A 14061-nucleotide genomic window follows, 5' to 3' on the forward strand; every position below is an offset into this window, starting at 1 on the left:
TGACGACAAAATCAACCTGCCTGCGCAAAGAAGATCTCGCATTCGTAATAGGATTCATTATCATTGCGAAACTATTTCGATGATTCCATAAATCACCATAATGTTAATGAAGGATAGTGTTGAATGAAGAAGGTTCTCTGCGCGCTGGGGCTGGCGCTTGCCTCATTAAGTTCTGCTTATGCCACCACGTATCCCCTCACCCTCGAAAACTGCGGCTACAAAGAGACCTTCAACAAAGCCCCTGAGCATGTGGTCGCGCTGGGGCAAAACACCGCCGAGATCCTGCTGCTGCTCGGCTTAGAGGATAAAATCGCCGCCACCGCCTTCTGGCCGACTAAAGTGCTGCCGCAGCTGGCTGCGCAAAATGCGAAGATCAAAACCCTGACGGTGGAGATCCCGACGCTGGAGTCTGTGCTGGCGCAAACGCCAGATTTCGTTGCCGCGCAATCGCCGCTGCTGCTGGGGCCGGAGAGCAAAGTGGCGAAGCGCGAAGATCTCGCCACCGTCGGCGTTAACAGCTATATGTCGCCGGGCATGTGCGCCACCAAAAAGGGCACCGGCGATATGTACGGCAGCCGCCAGAAGCTGTGGGACATGACCTATCTCTACCAGGAGATTGAGGATCTCGCGAAGATCTTCAGCGTTGAAGATCGCGGCCAGGCGCTGGTTGCCGACTTCAAAAAGCGCGAAGCCTCTCTGCGCAAAGAGTTTGGTAAAAACAAAAAAGATCTCTCCTTTGTCTTCTGGTTCTCCAGCTCATCGCCTTCCGCTGACGCCTACGTTGGCGGCAAAAACAGCGCCTCCGGCTTTATTGCCAATGTGCTCGGCGGCCATAACGCCATTACCACCGAAACCGAGTGGCCGACCGTCGGCTGGGAGAGCATCATCGCCGCCAACCCGGATGTGATCGTGGTCTCCAGCCTCGACCGCAACCGCTGGGCGCTGGATAACGCGCAGGAGAAAATTAAGTTCCTGAAGAGCGATCCTGCCGTCAGCCAGCTTGAGGCGGTGAAAAAGGGCCATATCGTGGTAATGGATGGTCAGGCGATGAACCCCACCATTCGTACCATCTTTGGCGCAGAGCAGGTTGCCGAACAGCTGAGAAAGATGGGGCTTAATTGATGGCAGCGTTGCACCCGACGCGACAAAGGTTGTTGTTAAGCAGCGCCGCTCTGCTTGCCATTGTGCTGCTGGTGGTGGTGATTGCAGTAGGTGCCAGCGTCGGCGAGCTGGCAATCCCGTTACCCAGCGTTTTTTATGCGATTGGTAATAAGCTTGGCCTGACCGCCGAGCCGCTCAATCGCATCTATGAGAGCGTGATCTGGGACTTCCGCCTCAGCCGCTCGCTGGTCGCTGCCTGCTGCGGTGCGGGGCTGGCGATCTGTGGCGCGGTGCTGCAAAGCCTGCTGAAGAATGCCCTTGCGGAACCCTATGTGCTCGGCGTCTCGGCAGGGGCATCGACCGGCGCGGTCTCCGTGGTCGTGCTGGGCCTCGGCGCAGGCGCCGTATCGCTCTCCGCAGGCGCGTTTGCCGGGGCCTTCGCCGCCTTTGCATTCGTGGCGTTTCTGACCAACGGCGCACGCGGCGGCAACGAGCGCACCATCCTGGCCGGGGTTGCCGCCTCGCAGCTCTTTAACGCCGTCACGGCGTATACCATCAGCACCTCTGCCAGTGCACAACAGGCGCGCGACGTGATGTTCTGGCTGCTGGGCAGCTTTAGCGGCGTGCGCTGGCCGGAGTTTCAACTGGTGCTGATAGTGGTGCTGATTGGGCTGGCCGTCTGCCTCTACTACTCGCGGGCGCTGGATGCCTTTACCTTTGGCGATGATGCGGCGGCCTCGTTAGGCATCGCCGTGCCGTGGGTGCGCCTCGCGCTCTTTACCACCACCGCCCTCATCACCGCCACAATCGTCAGCATGGCTGGCTCCATCGGCTTTGTCGGGCTGGTGGTGCCGCATATGATGCGCTTCTTCTTTGGGCCGCTGCACCGCACGCTGCTGGTGGCTTGTGCGCTGGCGGGTGCGATTTTGATGGTGCTGGCGGATATCGCCTCGCGCATGCTGATCGCCCCGCAGAGCCTGCCGGTGGGCGTCGTCACCGCGCTGGTCGGCGTGCCGTTCTTCGCCTTTATTATTTACCGTTCAAGGAATCGCTAATGAGCATCGCCGCTGAAAACATCACCTGGAAGGTGGGTAAAAAAGTGATCGTCAATGATGTCTCACTGACGGTGGCGCGTGGCGAAACGGTGGGTCTGCTGGGGCCGAACGGTTCAGGGAAATCCTCCCTGCTGCGCGTGCTGGCGGGGCTGCGCCGTCCGCATAAAGGACGCGTGTTGCTCGACGGGCAGAACCTTCACCGGCTGCCTAAAAAGCAGCTTGCCCGCCGGGTGGCGTTCGTTGAGCAGCACGGTATGACCGATGCGAATATGCGCGTGCGCGACGTGGTGAAACTGGGGCGTATTCCCCATCACTCCCCCTTCTCAAGCTGGAGTACCGAGGATGATGAGTGCATCTCTGCGGCGCTGACGCGCGTCGACATGCTGGAGAAAAGCCAGCAGGGGTGGCTGACCCTGTCGGGCGGCGAACGGCAGCGCGTACAGATTGCCCGCGCGCTGGCGCAGGTGCCATCGGAGATCCTGCTCGACGAGCCGACCAACCATCTCGACATTCACCATCAGTTGCAGCTGATGAAGCTTATCAGCGAGCTACCGGTGACCAGCATCGTCGCCATTCACGATCTCAACCATGCCCTGATGTTTTGCGACAGCCTGATTGTGATGCAGCACGGGGCCGTGGTGGCGAGCGGCACCCCGCAGAAGATCCTCACCGAAGATCTGCTGTGGGAGGTGTTTCGCGTGAAGGCGAAAATCACGCCATCGCCCTGTCATGGCAAAAACCATATCCACTTCATCGCCTGACGTCAGGATTTCCGCATGTCTTTTCCCCAGTTGCGGCCAGCGAAACAGCTCTGGCCGCCTGTTTTACTCGGCAGCCAGTTTGTTTTTAATATCGGCTTCTACGCCGTGGTGCCCTTTCTGGCGATCTTCCTGCGCGATGAGCTACTCCTCTCCGGCGGCCTGATTGGGCTGGTGCTCGGGCTGCGCACCTTCTCGCAGCAGGGGATGTTCTTTATCGGCGGTGCGTTATCGGATCGCTTTGGCGCACGCGTCATCATCCTCTGTGGCTGCATTATCCGCGTCGCGGGCTATCTGATGCTGGCGTTCGGCCACTCGCTGGGACCGGTTATTGTCGGTGCCTGCCTGACAGGCATTGGTGGGGCGCTCTTCTCCCCCTCAATTGAAGCGCTACTGGCGCGCGCTGGTGCCCAGAGCGAGAGCCGCGGTAAGCGTAGCCGCGCCGAGTGGTTTGCGCTTTTCGCCGTCTGCGGCGAGCTGGGCGCGGTGCTCGGCCCGGTGGCGGGCGCGCTGATGACCGGGCTCGGTTTTCGCCAGGTGGCGCTCGCGGGCGCGGGCGTGTTTGTCGTGGCACTGATTGTGCTTTTCTTCTGTCTGCCTCCCGCGCCGTCAAAACGCCAGACGCTGGCAGTCACACCGTGGTGGACCACCTTTCGCCAGCCGCGCTTTGTTGCCTTTATCATTGCCTACAGTTCATGGTTATTGAGCTACAACCAGCTTTACCTGGCGCTGCCGGTCGAGATCCAGCGTGCGGGCGGCAGCGAAAAAGATCTCGGGCCGCTCTTTATGCTGGCCTCGGTGCTGATTATCGCCCTGCAACTGCCCCTCGCCCGCTTAACGCGCCGCATTGGTGCCGCGCGCATGCTGCCGGTGGGCTTTTTGCTGATCTCCGCAAGTTTTGCCAGCGTCGCGCTGGGCGCAGCCAGCACGCCACCCGATGGCTGGACGCGGCTGCTGCCCGCCATCAGCTTTGTCTCGTTATTGACCCTCGGGCAGATGCTGCTGGTGCCCGCGGCGAAAGATATGGTGCCGTGGTTCGCCGATGACGCCACGCTCGGCGCGCACTATGGCGCGCTGGCGACGGCGGGCGGTTTTGCCGTGCTGGCGGGCAATCTGCTGTTTGGTAGCCAACTCGACCGGGCGTTAACCCCCTCGGTTGAGGCGATCTACCCCTGGCTGCAGTTGGCTATCTTCCCGCTCTGTAGCGCGGTAGCCTTAACCTTTATCTGCCGCCCAATGCGCAGGGGCTAAGCGGGCGCTGAGTTGCAGCACCAGGCTGAACGCGGCGGGTAACACCGTCAGCGTCACCAGCGTTGCCACCAGCAGCCCGCCGATAATGGCGTAGGCCATCGGCCCCCAGAACACCTGGTGGGAGATGGGGATCATGCCGAGGATCGCGGCGCAGGCGGTCAGCATAATCGGTCGCGCGCGGTGCTCCGACGCGGCGATAATCGCCTCATCAGGTTGCATCCCAAGGTGCAGGTTACTGTCCACTTCGCTAATCAGGATCACCGCGTTACGGATGATCATCCCCGCCAGCGCAATCACCCCCAGCAGCGCGACAAACCCCATCGGCGTGCCGGTCGGCAGCATCGCCAGCACAATCCCCGGCAGGCCAAACGGCGCCATGGTGACCGCCAGCAGCATGCGCGAGAAGCGCTGAAGCTGAACCATCAGTAACAGCAGCATAATGATCAGCGTTACCGGCAGCACGGCATACACCGAGCCGTTGCCCTTGTCCGATTCGGCAACGGTGCCGCCCTCCTCAATGCGATACCCGGCAGGCAGTTGCGCACGCAGCTTATCCACCGTTGGGCGCAGGCCCGACGATACCGCTTCCGCGCGCAGGCCGGGCGCGAGATCCGTCTGCACGGTGATAAAGGGCAGCCGCTGATGACGCCAGATCACCGGGTCGTCCAGCCCCCACTCCGGGGTCGCCACTTCGCTCAGCGGGATTTTTGTGCCGTTCGCGGTCGGCAACATCAGTGTGGCGAGCGTGCCGATATCCAGCCGCTCGCGATCGTTGCCGCGCAGCACCACCTCCACCAGCCGGTCATTATCCCGCACCGTGGTCAGCGTCGTGCCGGACCAGACGGTATTAAGCATCCGGGCAATGCTTTCCGAGGAGACGCCCGCGGCGCGTGCGGCGGTTTGACTGACCTGTAAGCGGATCATCCGCTCCGGCTCCCCGGCGGTCAGATTTACCTCCCGCGTCAGCGGCGAGCCGCCAATCGCCGCCGCCAGTTGATGCGCCAGCGTCTGCACCTTGGCATAATCCGGCCCGCTTACGCGGTAGCGCACCGGCCAGCCCACCGGCGGCCCCAGCTCCAGCGGCGACACGCGAGACGTAATCGCGCTGAACTGGCTTGCCAGCAGCTTCTCCAGCTGTTGGCGCAGCCGGTCACGGGCGGCGAGATCCTTTGCCACTACCACCAGCTGTGCGGTGTTCTCGTTGTCCTGTAAAACATCCATCGGCAGGTAGAAGCGCACCGCGCCGGAACCGACATAACTGCTGTAGCGATCGAGATTCTGATTACCGCTGAGCGCCCGTTCAAGGCGCTCCACCTGCTTTTGCGTCTCGGTCTGCGAGGCGTTGGCGGGCAGCGAGAGCGTCACCAGCAGCTCAGGGCGATCCGAGGCGGGGAAAAACTCCCCCTGTAAACAGGTGGTGCCAACCAGCGATAAGCCCAGCGCCAGCAGCGCCAATGCCAGTGTGGTCAACCGACAGCGCAGCGCGAGGCGCAGCAACGCCTGATAGCCGCGCTTCAGCCTGCCGGCATCCTCGCCCTGCTTATCGATGCGCGCGGGCAGCAGCCAGGTGCCGGTGAGCGGAGAGAAGAGGATCGCCACCATCCATGAGCAGAGCAGCGCGATGAGCACCACGGCAAAGAGCGAGTAGCAGTACTCCCCGGCGCTGGAGGCGGCAAAGCCGACGGGAATAAAGCCGGCAATCATCACCAGCGTACCGGTGAGCATCGGAAAGGCGGTGGTTTTGAAGGCATAGGTGGCGGCCTGCCTGCGCGACTCCCCCGCTTCGAGGCGTGCGACCATCGTCTCAACGGTGATCATGGCGTCATCCACCAGCAGACCGAGCGCGATAATCAGTGCGCCGAGGGAGATGCGCTGCAGGCCAATCCCGGCAAGCATCATCCCGGCGAAGGTCATCGCCAGCACCAGCGGAATAGCGGCTGCCACCACCAGGCCTGCGCGCAGGCCCAGCGAGACAAAAGAGACGGCCAGCACAATCACTACCGCTTCCACCAGCACGCGGACAAAACCACTTACCGCCCCGCTCACCACCTGCGACTGGTCGGCGACTTTCACCATCTCAATGCCGTGCGGCAACTGTGCCTGGATCTGCGCCATGCGCGCATCCAGCGCCTTGCCAAAGCGCAGCATATTCCCGGTCGACGCCATCGAGATCGCCAGCCCCAGCGCCGGTTGCCCGTTGACGCGAAACTGCGGCGCGGGCGGCTCAGCGGCCTGGCGAGTGACGGTGGCGATATCCGTCAGTGGAATATAGCGATCGTTAATATGCAGCGTCACCGCCCGCAGGCTCGCTTCGGTGCTTAACGCGCCGCTGACACGCAGCGCCACGTTATCCTCGCCGGTGCGGATGGTGCCGGCGGGCGCGATGGCGTTTTGCGCCTTCAGCGCCGCACTGATCTGCTCAATATCCAGCCCCATTCCCGCCAGCTGACGCGGGGAGAAGGCGATCACAATCTGCTCCTGCTGTTCGCCTATCAGGCTTATTTTGCCGATATCCTTCAGCGACATCAGGCTGCGGCGAATCGTCTCCAGCCGATCGCGCAGTTCACGCGGCGAGTAACCGTCGGCGGTAAAACCATAGATAGTGCCGAAAGTGTCATCAAACTCATCATTGACCTGCGGCCCCTGAGCCCCCTGCGGCAGATCGGCGGCGCTGTCCTGCATCTTTTTCCGCACCTGGTACCAGATATCGGGCACCGCTTTTGGCGGCGTGTCATCGCGCAGGTTGACGTTGATAATCGTGCTGCCGGCGCGGGTTTCGCTCTCAATAAAATCGAGATGCGGAACCTCCTGTAACTTCTTCTCCAGCACGTCGGTGACCAGTTGCGTTGTCTCTTCAACGCTGGCACCCGGCCACTGGGCGGTGACCACCGCCGTTTTGATGGTGAACGCCGGGTCTTCATTACGCGGCAACTGCTGATAGCAGAGCACGCCCATAACCATCACCAGCCCCATAAAGAAGCTCACCAGTTGCTGATGTTCCAGCGCCCAGGCCGAGAGGTTAAAACGTTTCATGGCTGCAACTCCCCGGCGATCACCTGCTCACCGGCGCGCAGCTTGCTGACGCCCGCGGTAATCACTCTGTCGCCGGGACGCAGGCCCGCACGGATAAACACCGATGAGGCGCTATACCCACCCAACGTCACCGCGCGCGGCTGCGCCCGGCTTTTCTCATCAATCACAAACAGCGCCGGTTGACTGCCAAGGCGACTCAACGCCGAGGCGGGCACCGCAAAGCCCGCCGAGGCTGATTCAGGCAGGGCAATGGTGGCGCTGGCTCCGAGCGCCATTGCGGCGGGCGGGTTCGCCAGCGTCAGCCGCACCTGCCAGGTGCGCGTCTGCGGATCGGCCTGCGGGCTGATATCGCGCAGGCTGCCGCTCGTCTTCACTGACGGGTCCGCCAGCAGCGCAACGCTAAAGGTCACGCTGGAGGAAAGTTGTCGCGGGTCGGCAACGGCAAACACCACGTCGCGCGCTTCGCTGGTGGCAAGCGTAAAGACCGCCTGCCCGGCGCTGACCACCTGCCCGGCAGAGGCGTTCACGCGCGTGATGATGCCATCTGCCGGGGCGACCAGTTGCGTCCAGCTCAGATTCTGCTCGGCGTTGCGTAACGCGGCGCTGCTGCTTTTCAGTTTTGCTGCCGCCGACTGCCAGTCGGCGCGGGCGCTGTCGAGCTGCGTGCGGGCAATCGCCCCGGAGGGCATGAGCGCCTGCATCCGTTTCAGATTCAGCGCCGCCACCTGCTCAGCCGCGCGGGCGCTCTCCACATCGGCGCGCGCGCTGGCGAGCTGGTTTTGAGCGGTTTCACTCTCAACGGAGGCCAGCACCTGCCCGGCATGCACCCGCGCGCCAATATCCACCGCTCGTGAAATCATGCGGCCATCCAGGCGAAAGGCCAGCGCTGTCTCATCATGGGCGCGGATCTCGCCAGTGCGCACCGTTTCGGCCATGGCCGCACTCCGGGCGACAATCAGGTAACGCACCGGACGCGGCGGTGCCGGTTTATCGGTTTTCTTCTCGCCACAGCCGGTCGCCGCCAGCGCCAGCAGAAGAAGGAGAGGAAGCCCGCGTGCAGCGTGCAAAAGCCTGAGCGCGAGCGGGCGTGCGTAAGGAATAAACGGTTCTGACATAGCGCCACTCCGGATCGGTAATGGCGCTATTACAGGCGTGACGCGTCGAGATTCAGCCCACGTTTCGTCAAGGTTCTATCAAGGCTGCAACTTTTCTTGCGCCCCGAAAGCGTATGGAAGGTGAAGGGTAATCGCCAGCCCGCCCGTTTCCGGCAGCGCGGCACTGATGCTGCCGCCGTGGGCATGGATAATCGCCTGGGCGATGGATAACCCGAGGCCGCTGCCGCCCGAATGGCGCGCGCGCGAAGTTTCGGCCCGCGTGAAGCGGTCAAACATCAGCGGCAGGAAATCAGCCTCCACGCCGGGGCCGTCATCGGTGAAATCAATCAGGTAGCCGCTCGCCTGTGATGAAAGCGTGATACGCAGATGACCGCCCTGCCGCCCGTAACGCACCGCATTCTCCATCAGCACGGTAAAAACCTGCCCTAAGCGGAAAGCGTCCCCCTCCAGCGGTGCGGGTGCTGGCGCGCTCAGGGTAAAGGTGAAGCCGCTGGCGTCGGCCTGCGGCTTCATCCACGCCGCGCGTTCACGCAGCAGCTCATCCAGCCACAGAGGCTGGCAGTTGAGCATCAGCTGCCCGGCATCCGCCAGCGAGAGCAGGTGCAGTTCATCCGTTAAGCGGCGCAGCAACTGAAGTTGCTTCATCACCATCGACATCTGGGCAGGGCTTGGCTCAAACACGCCATCCAGCATCCCCTGCAGGCGACCAATCGCGGCGGTGAGCGGCGAGCGCAGCTCGTGAGCCATCGCCACATGGGAGGCGCGCAGTTCGCGCTCATAGCGCGCCAGTTGGCGGGTCATGCCGTTAAAGTCGCTGGCGAAGCGCACCATTTCGGCAGGCGCCTCTTTAACCAGCTCCGCCTGTGCGCCAAAGACTCCCTGCGTCACCGCTTCGGCGGCGTCGCGCAGGCGGCTAAATTGCAGGGTCAGCGGACGAGCGTAGCGCAGCCCCATAAAAACGATAAAGGGGATCATGACCAGCACCAGTACGCCGACCATGATCCAGTCCGTCGAGGCGATAGAGGGGGTGGAGTAGCTCAGCCCCCACCAGGCATCGACAATGTCATGAAAGCGCACCGGGTTGATCTCCGGGTTCTCTTTCAGGAGCAGAAACTCGGCGCGCACCGGTGCAGGCATGGCGTGCAAAATCCAGACGTTCTGTACGGCGTAGCGCAGCCACATACAGAGCGCGATGATGATCACCGTGCCAATCGCCAGCGCCAGGATGCGCACGCAGATCCAGCGCCAGAGTGAGTGATGAGCGGGATTTTTCATGGCTGACGAAACCGGTAACCGACGCCGCGCACGTTGCTTAACACGCCGCTGACGCCCGCGTTCTCCAGCTTTTTGCGCAGGTTGTAGACGTGCGTATCGACCACGCGCTCCAGCGCTTCGCTGTCGGGCAGGCAGTGCTCCAGCAGATGCTGGCGGGAGAAGGCGCGGGTGGGGTGGCGCATCAGCGTGGTGAGCAGAGAGAACTCGGTCGGCGTCAGCTCCAGCGCGCGCATCTGGTTATCCTCTTGCGTAACGGTCACGCTAATGGCGACGGTGTCGACCGCGAGGTTTTGCCAGCGCAACACCTCCTCCTGGCTTTCCGCGCGCTGTGTGCGCCGCAGTACCGCCTGCACGCGCGCCACCACTTCGCCGGGGTGATAGGGCTTCACCACATAATCATCCGCGCCGTAACGCAGCGCGCCAATGCGATCGGGGGCATCGCCAAGCGCCGTCACCATGATCACCGGCACATCGCTTTTACGCCGCAGCGCCGCCAACACTTCGCTGCCGTTCATACCGGGCAGCATCACGTCGAGCAGGATCAGATCCGGCTTGCAGCGCTGCGCCAGCTCCAGCCCGGCCAGGCCGTCGCTCGCCAGCGTTACCTCATAATTTTCACGACGCAGATAGGCCTCCAGCACGCCCGCCGCATCCGCGTCATCCTCAATCACCAGCACTCTTTTCGCCACCATGTCCCCACCTTGACCGTTTCTTAACACTTTGCTGACGGTTTATTGATACGACCTGACTATCTTCCCTTTCAGCGCTTGCGCACACCCTTTCCCACCGATGAGATGAGACGATGATAACGAGAAAACGTACGTTGTATAGCCTCTGCGCCCTGCTGGCAGCCACCGCCTCTGCGGCGCAGGCCGATGAAGATCCATCGGCACAAAATGGCGTTACTGTAGGTATCGGCGCACAGTCTGCGCCGCGCTACAGCGGTTCAGACAAGCAGCGCCTGCAATTCGTTCCGCTGATTCAGGCGCGTGATAACGCCCTCTTCATTGATTCGCAAAAGGGCATCGGTTACGACCTGCAAAGCGATAACGGTCTCTATCTTGAGCATACGCTGGGTTACGGCCTCGGTCGCGATGAGCGCAACTCCTCCTGGCGCGACGGCGCGGATAATCTGAAGGGGATGGGGAAAATCGATGCCACGCTGAATACGGCGTTTGCCGTCGGCTGGTCGATCACGGCGTGGCTCGCTGTTGAAGGGAAAGCGACACTGCCGCTGACCGACAGCCAGGGCGTGCAGTATCAAACCTCGGTGACGCTGCTGCCGGTGCAGAGCGCCAGCGATACCGTAGCACTCCAGTCTGCCGCCCTGTTTGGCGACAGCCGCTATATCAACACCTTTTATGGCGTCAGCGCGGGGCAGAGCCAGCGCAGCGGTTTTCGCCCCTATGATCGCGCAGGCGGCTTCTACGGCGTCAACAGCTCGCTCACCTGGAGCCACCAGTTCGACGAACATTGGGGAACCCTTCTGAGCGCGGGTTATACCTGGCTTGGCGATCGCGCGGGCGACAGCCCGATTGTTTCGCAGCGCAATGAGGGAACCGGCACGCTTGCCGTGACCTGGACCTTCTGAACAGGGGGAAGAGGATGAAAAAAGAGGATTATCAGCTGGTGGGGAAGATCTGGTTTGGCTGCTTACTGGTTTACCTCGGCGCGTATCTGACATATATCTCTTTGTAATGATTACCACCAGAACAGCGATGAGATGAATAAAGACGCCGACACTCCCCCCGCCTTTTGCCTCGACACGCCACGGCTAATCTGCCGGCAAATCGAGGAGAACGACCGCGATTTTTTTAGCCGCCTGATGGCGAGCAACGAAGTGCAGCATTATGTCTCGGACGCGCGTTCGCCCGAGGAGATCGAGGAGGCTTTTACCTGCCGCTTGCCGCACTGGCAGCCGGGGAGCGCGCACTGGCTCTGCCTGGTGGTGCGCGACAGAGCGAGCGGCGAAAGGCTTGGCGTCACTGGGTATATCCATCGCGAAGCCGACTGCGCCGAAGTGGGGTTTCTCTTTGCTCCCGAAGCGCAGGGAAAAGGCTATGCGCGCGAGTCGTTACAGGCGGTGTGCGATTTCGCCTTCCACCAGGGCGGCATCCGGCGGCTGACGGCGACGGTCACCGCTGGCAATCACCCCTCTCGCCGCCTGCTGGAAAAGGTGGGGTTTATGCTGGAGGGTGAACTGCGCGAGAGCTACTGGCTGCATAACCGTTGGCACAATGACTGGCTGTTTGGCCTGCTGCGCCAGGACTATCTCACTCTATAACGAGGGTATTATGAGGCTGAATATCACCGCCATTACCCCGGCAGTCGACGGTTTTCAGGCGCTAAAACAGGCGAGCGTGGCGGAGGGGTTTAATATGCTGCGCAGGCTTGAGGAGAACTGGCTCAATCAGCACAACCGCTTTGATAAAGAGGGCGAATTGCTGCTGGGCGCGTTGCTTGACGGCAAGCTGGTGGGCGTTTGTGGGCTCAATATCGACCCGTTCGTGCAGGAAGATCGCGCAGGCCGGGTGCGCCACCTCTATGTGGCCGCGGAGTATCGCAGCCAGGCGGTGGGCAGCGTGCTGCTACGCGAAATTATCGCCCACGCCGCGCAGAGCTTTGATCGTCTCTACACGCACGCGCCGCAGGCGGCGTTCCGCTTTTATCAACGCGCAGGCTTTGTGCCAACGGAAGGGATCGAGCGGGTGACGCACTGCCTGCGGTTGGAGCAAAAGTAGCCGGTAAGATCGCCCTACCGGCTTTGACGCTACGCGCGCATCGGCTCGCCGCGCACCGGGCGATCGCCCGCCACGAAGTAGTCGGCGTTGCTGCGCGGCAGCGGTGTGCGGCCACGGATATTATCGGCAATCTTCTCGCCAATCATAATGGTGGTGGCGTTGAGGTTACCGGTGATAATCAGCGGCATGATGGAGGCGTCGACCACGCGCAGACCTTGCAGGCCGTGGACGCGCCCCTCCCCGTCAACTACTGCCATCTCATCGCTGCCCATTTTGCAGGTGCCGCAGGGATGGTAGGCAGTCTCGCCGTGGTTACGCACAAACTCATCCAGCTCTTCGTCGGTCTGGCACTCGATACCAGGGCTGATCTCACGCCCGCGATACTTATCCAGCGCCGGCTGGTTGATGATCTGCCGCGTAATGCGGATCGCATCGCGGAACTCCTGCCAGTCCTGCTCGTGGGCCATGTAGTTGAACTGAATGGCCGGGTGCATACGCGGATCGCGCGATTTGAGGCGCACAAAGCCGCGGCTCGGCGAGCGCATGGAGCCAACGTGGCACTGGAAGCCGTGGGCTTCGACCGCGTTGCTGCCGTTGTAGTTAATCGCCACCGGCAGGAAGTGGTACTGAATGTTCGGCCAGGCAAACTCTTCCCGGCTGCGGATAAAGCCGCCGCCTTCAAACTGGTTGCTGGCCCCGATGCCGGTGCCGTTAAACAGCCACTCCGCGCCGATTTTCGGCTGGTTCCACCACTTCAGCGCCGGGTAGAGCGACACCGGCTCTTTGCACTCGTACTGCAGGTACATTTCGAGGTGATCCTGCAGGTTCTCGCCGACGCCGGGCAGATCGTGCACCACGGGAATGTCGAACTTCTTCAGCAGCTCCGCCGCCCCGACGCCGGAGCGTTGCAGGATCTGCGGCGAAGCGATGGCACCCGCGCAGAGCAGCACTTCACGGCGCGCATGCACCTGCTGCGGCGTGTTGCTGGCACCGTGCAGATACTCCACGCCCACCGCCCGCTTGCCGTCGAACAGAATGCGATCGGTGGTGGCATGAGTGATGATGGTCAGGTTAGAACGCTTCTTCGCGGTATCGAGATAACCGCGCGCGGTGCTCGAGCGACGCCCTTTCGGCGTCACAAAGCGATCCATCGGGCCGAAGCCCTCTTGCTGATAGCCATTGAGATCCTCGGTGCGCGGATAACCCGCCTGCACGCCCGCTTCGATCATCGCCGCAAACAGCGGGTTGTTGCCCGGTTTGCAGGTGGTGATGCTGACCGGGCCTTCGCCGCCGTGGTAATCGTTCGCGCCGATATCACGCGTTTCCGACTTGCGGTAGTAAGGCAGGCAGTCAAGATAGGTCCAGCGCTCCAGACCCGGCTGCTGTGCCCAGTTATCGAGATCCATCGCGTTGCCGCGCACATAGCACATGCCGTTGATCAATGATGATCCGCCAAGCCCTTTACCGCGCCCGCACTCCATGCGGCGGTTGTTCATGTGCGGCTCGGGCTCGGTTTCATATGCCCAGTTGTAGCGTTTTCCCTGTAATGGGTAAGCCAGCGCCGCCGGCATCTGTGTGCGAAAATCAAAACGGTAATCGGGACCGCCCGCCTCAAGCAGCAGCACGTTGACGTCGCTATCTTCGGTCAGTCTTGTTGCCAATACGTTCCCTGCGGATCCGGCTCCGATGATGATGTAATCAAATTCCATTAGTCGCTCCTCAGGTTAAAATT

Annotated in this window: 12 protein-coding genes; 7 read left to right on the forward strand and 5 right to left on the reverse strand. The window is 61.9% G+C overall.

Features of this window, described 5'->3' with window-relative positions:
• Window positions 1-123 precede the first annotated feature (123 nt).
• From eitA to PU683_RS18015, 4 genes are read left to right on the forward strand one after another with little or no spacing between them, the layout of a single operon-like run.
• Window positions 124-1122: a siderophore ABC transporter substrate-binding protein EitA gene (gene eitA, locus PU683_RS18000; protein WP_277173882.1), complete on the forward strand. Its 999-nt coding sequence runs from the start codon at window positions 124-126 to the stop codon at window positions 1120-1122.
• Window positions 1119-2156, forward strand: a complete 1038-nt coding sequence (locus PU683_RS18005) for a FecCD family ABC transporter permease (protein WP_431190950.1) — start codon at window positions 1119-1121, stop codon at window positions 2154-2156. Before eitA ends, PU683_RS18005 begins: the two co-directional genes overlap by 4 nt.
• The gene (eitC, locus tag PU683_RS18010; RefSeq protein ID WP_277173884.1) at window positions 2156-2917 is read left to right on the forward strand and encodes a siderophore ABC transporter ATP-binding protein EitC; all 762 of its coding nucleotides are present in this window, start codon (window positions 2156-2158) and stop codon (window positions 2915-2917) included. The genes PU683_RS18005 and eitC overlap by 1 nt, the downstream gene beginning before the upstream one ends.
• A gap of 15 nt (window positions 2918-2932) precedes the next feature.
• Window positions 2933-4165, forward strand: a complete 1233-nt coding sequence (locus PU683_RS18015) for an MDR family MFS transporter (protein WP_277173885.1) — start codon at window positions 2933-2935, stop codon at window positions 4163-4165.
• Here the strand turns inward: PU683_RS18015 and PU683_RS18020 are convergent.
• The 4 genes from PU683_RS18020 to PU683_RS18035 all read right to left on the reverse strand — a co-directional run bounded on the left by PU683_RS18020 (window position 4130) and on the right by PU683_RS18035 (window position 10280).
• Window positions 4130-7198, reverse strand: coding sequence for an efflux RND transporter permease subunit (locus PU683_RS18020; protein WP_277173886.1), 3069 nt, complete (start codon window positions 7196-7198; stop codon window positions 4130-4132). The genes PU683_RS18015 and PU683_RS18020 overlap by 36 nt on opposite strands.
• Window positions 7195-8313, reverse strand: a complete 1119-nt coding sequence (locus PU683_RS18025; RefSeq protein WP_277173887.1) for an efflux RND transporter periplasmic adaptor subunit — start codon at window positions 8311-8313, stop codon at window positions 7195-7197. Before PU683_RS18025 ends, PU683_RS18020 begins: the two co-directional genes overlap by 4 nt.
• A gap of 78 nt (window positions 8314-8391) precedes the next feature.
• Entirely contained in the window at window positions 8392-9588 is a 1197-nt protein-coding gene (locus PU683_RS18030; RefSeq protein ID WP_277173888.1) for a sensor histidine kinase, read from the reverse strand.
• Entirely contained in the window at window positions 9585-10280 is a 696-nt protein-coding gene (locus tag PU683_RS18035; RefSeq protein ID WP_277173889.1) for a response regulator, read from the reverse strand. The genes PU683_RS18030 and PU683_RS18035 overlap by 4 nt, the downstream gene beginning before the upstream one ends.
• A 110-nt stretch (window positions 10281-10390) precedes the next feature.
• On the opposite strand from PU683_RS18035, the gene PU683_RS18040 reads away from it, so the two are divergent.
• The 3 genes from PU683_RS18040 to PU683_RS18050 all read left to right on the forward strand — a co-directional run bounded on the left by PU683_RS18040 (window position 10391) and on the right by PU683_RS18050 (window position 12329).
• The gene (locus PU683_RS18040) at window positions 10391-11179 is read left to right on the forward strand and encodes a MipA/OmpV family protein (RefSeq protein WP_277173890.1); all 789 of its coding nucleotides are present in this window, start codon (window positions 10391-10393) and stop codon (window positions 11177-11179) included.
• Window positions 11180-11311: 132 nt separating this feature from the next.
• Window positions 11312-11872 carry a GNAT family N-acetyltransferase gene (locus PU683_RS18045; protein WP_277173891.1) on the forward strand — a complete coding sequence of 187 codons (561 nt, stop codon included), beginning with the start codon at window positions 11312-11314 and terminating at the stop codon, window positions 11870-11872.
• Window positions 11873-11879: 7 nt separating this feature from the next.
• Entirely contained in the window at window positions 11880-12329 is a 450-nt protein-coding gene (locus tag PU683_RS18050; RefSeq protein ID WP_277174328.1) for a GNAT family N-acetyltransferase, read from the forward strand.
• A 29-nt stretch (window positions 12330-12358) separates the two neighbouring features.
• On the opposite strand, the gene betA is transcribed toward PU683_RS18050, so the two are convergent.
• Window positions 12359-14038, reverse strand: coding sequence for a choline dehydrogenase (betA, locus tag PU683_RS18055; protein WP_277173892.1), 1680 nt, complete (start codon window positions 14036-14038; stop codon window positions 12359-12361).
• Window positions 14039-14061 lie beyond the last annotated feature (23 nt).

This window comes from Candidatus Kosakonia sp. 282A-S69, assembly GCF_029433855.1.
GTDB classification, from domain to species: Bacteria; Pseudomonadota; Gammaproteobacteria; order Enterobacterales; family Enterobacteriaceae; genus Kosakonia; species Kosakonia cowanii_A.

Bases quoted from the DNA above. Each gene is read 5' to 3' on its own strand.
- eitA (WP_277173882.1), top strand. From the start codon at position 124: ATGAAGAAGGTTCTCTGCGCGCTGGGGCTGGCGCTTGCCTCATTAAGT.
- eitC (WP_277173884.1), top strand. From the start codon at position 2,156: ATGAGCATCGCCGCTGAAAACATCACCTGGAAGGTGGGTAAAAAAGTG.
- PU683_RS18015 (WP_277173885.1), top strand. From the start codon at position 2,933: ATGTCTTTTCCCCAGTTGCGGCCAGCGAAACAGCTCTGGCCGCCTGTT.
- PU683_RS18020 (WP_277173886.1), bottom strand. From the start codon at position 7,198: ATGAAACGTTTTAACCTCTCGGCCTGGGCGCTGGAACATCAGCAACTG.
- PU683_RS18025 (WP_277173887.1), bottom strand. From the start codon at position 8,313: ATGTCAGAACCGTTTATTCCTTACGCACGCCCGCTCGCGCTCAGGCTT.
- PU683_RS18030 (WP_277173888.1), bottom strand. From the start codon at position 9,588: ATGAAAAATCCCGCTCATCACTCACTCTGGCGCTGGATCTGCGTGCGC.
- PU683_RS18035 (WP_277173889.1), bottom strand. From the start codon at position 10,280: ATGGTGGCGAAAAGAGTGCTGGTGATTGAGGATGACGCGGATGCGGCG.
- PU683_RS18040 (WP_277173890.1), top strand. From the start codon at position 10,391: ATGATAACGAGAAAACGTACGTTGTATAGCCTCTGCGCCCTGCTGGCA.
- PU683_RS18045 (WP_277173891.1), top strand. From the start codon at position 11,312: ATGAATAAAGACGCCGACACTCCCCCCGCCTTTTGCCTCGACACGCCA.
- betA (WP_277173892.1), bottom strand. From the start codon at position 14,038: ATGGAATTTGATTACATCATCATCGGAGCCGGATCCGCAGGGAACGTA.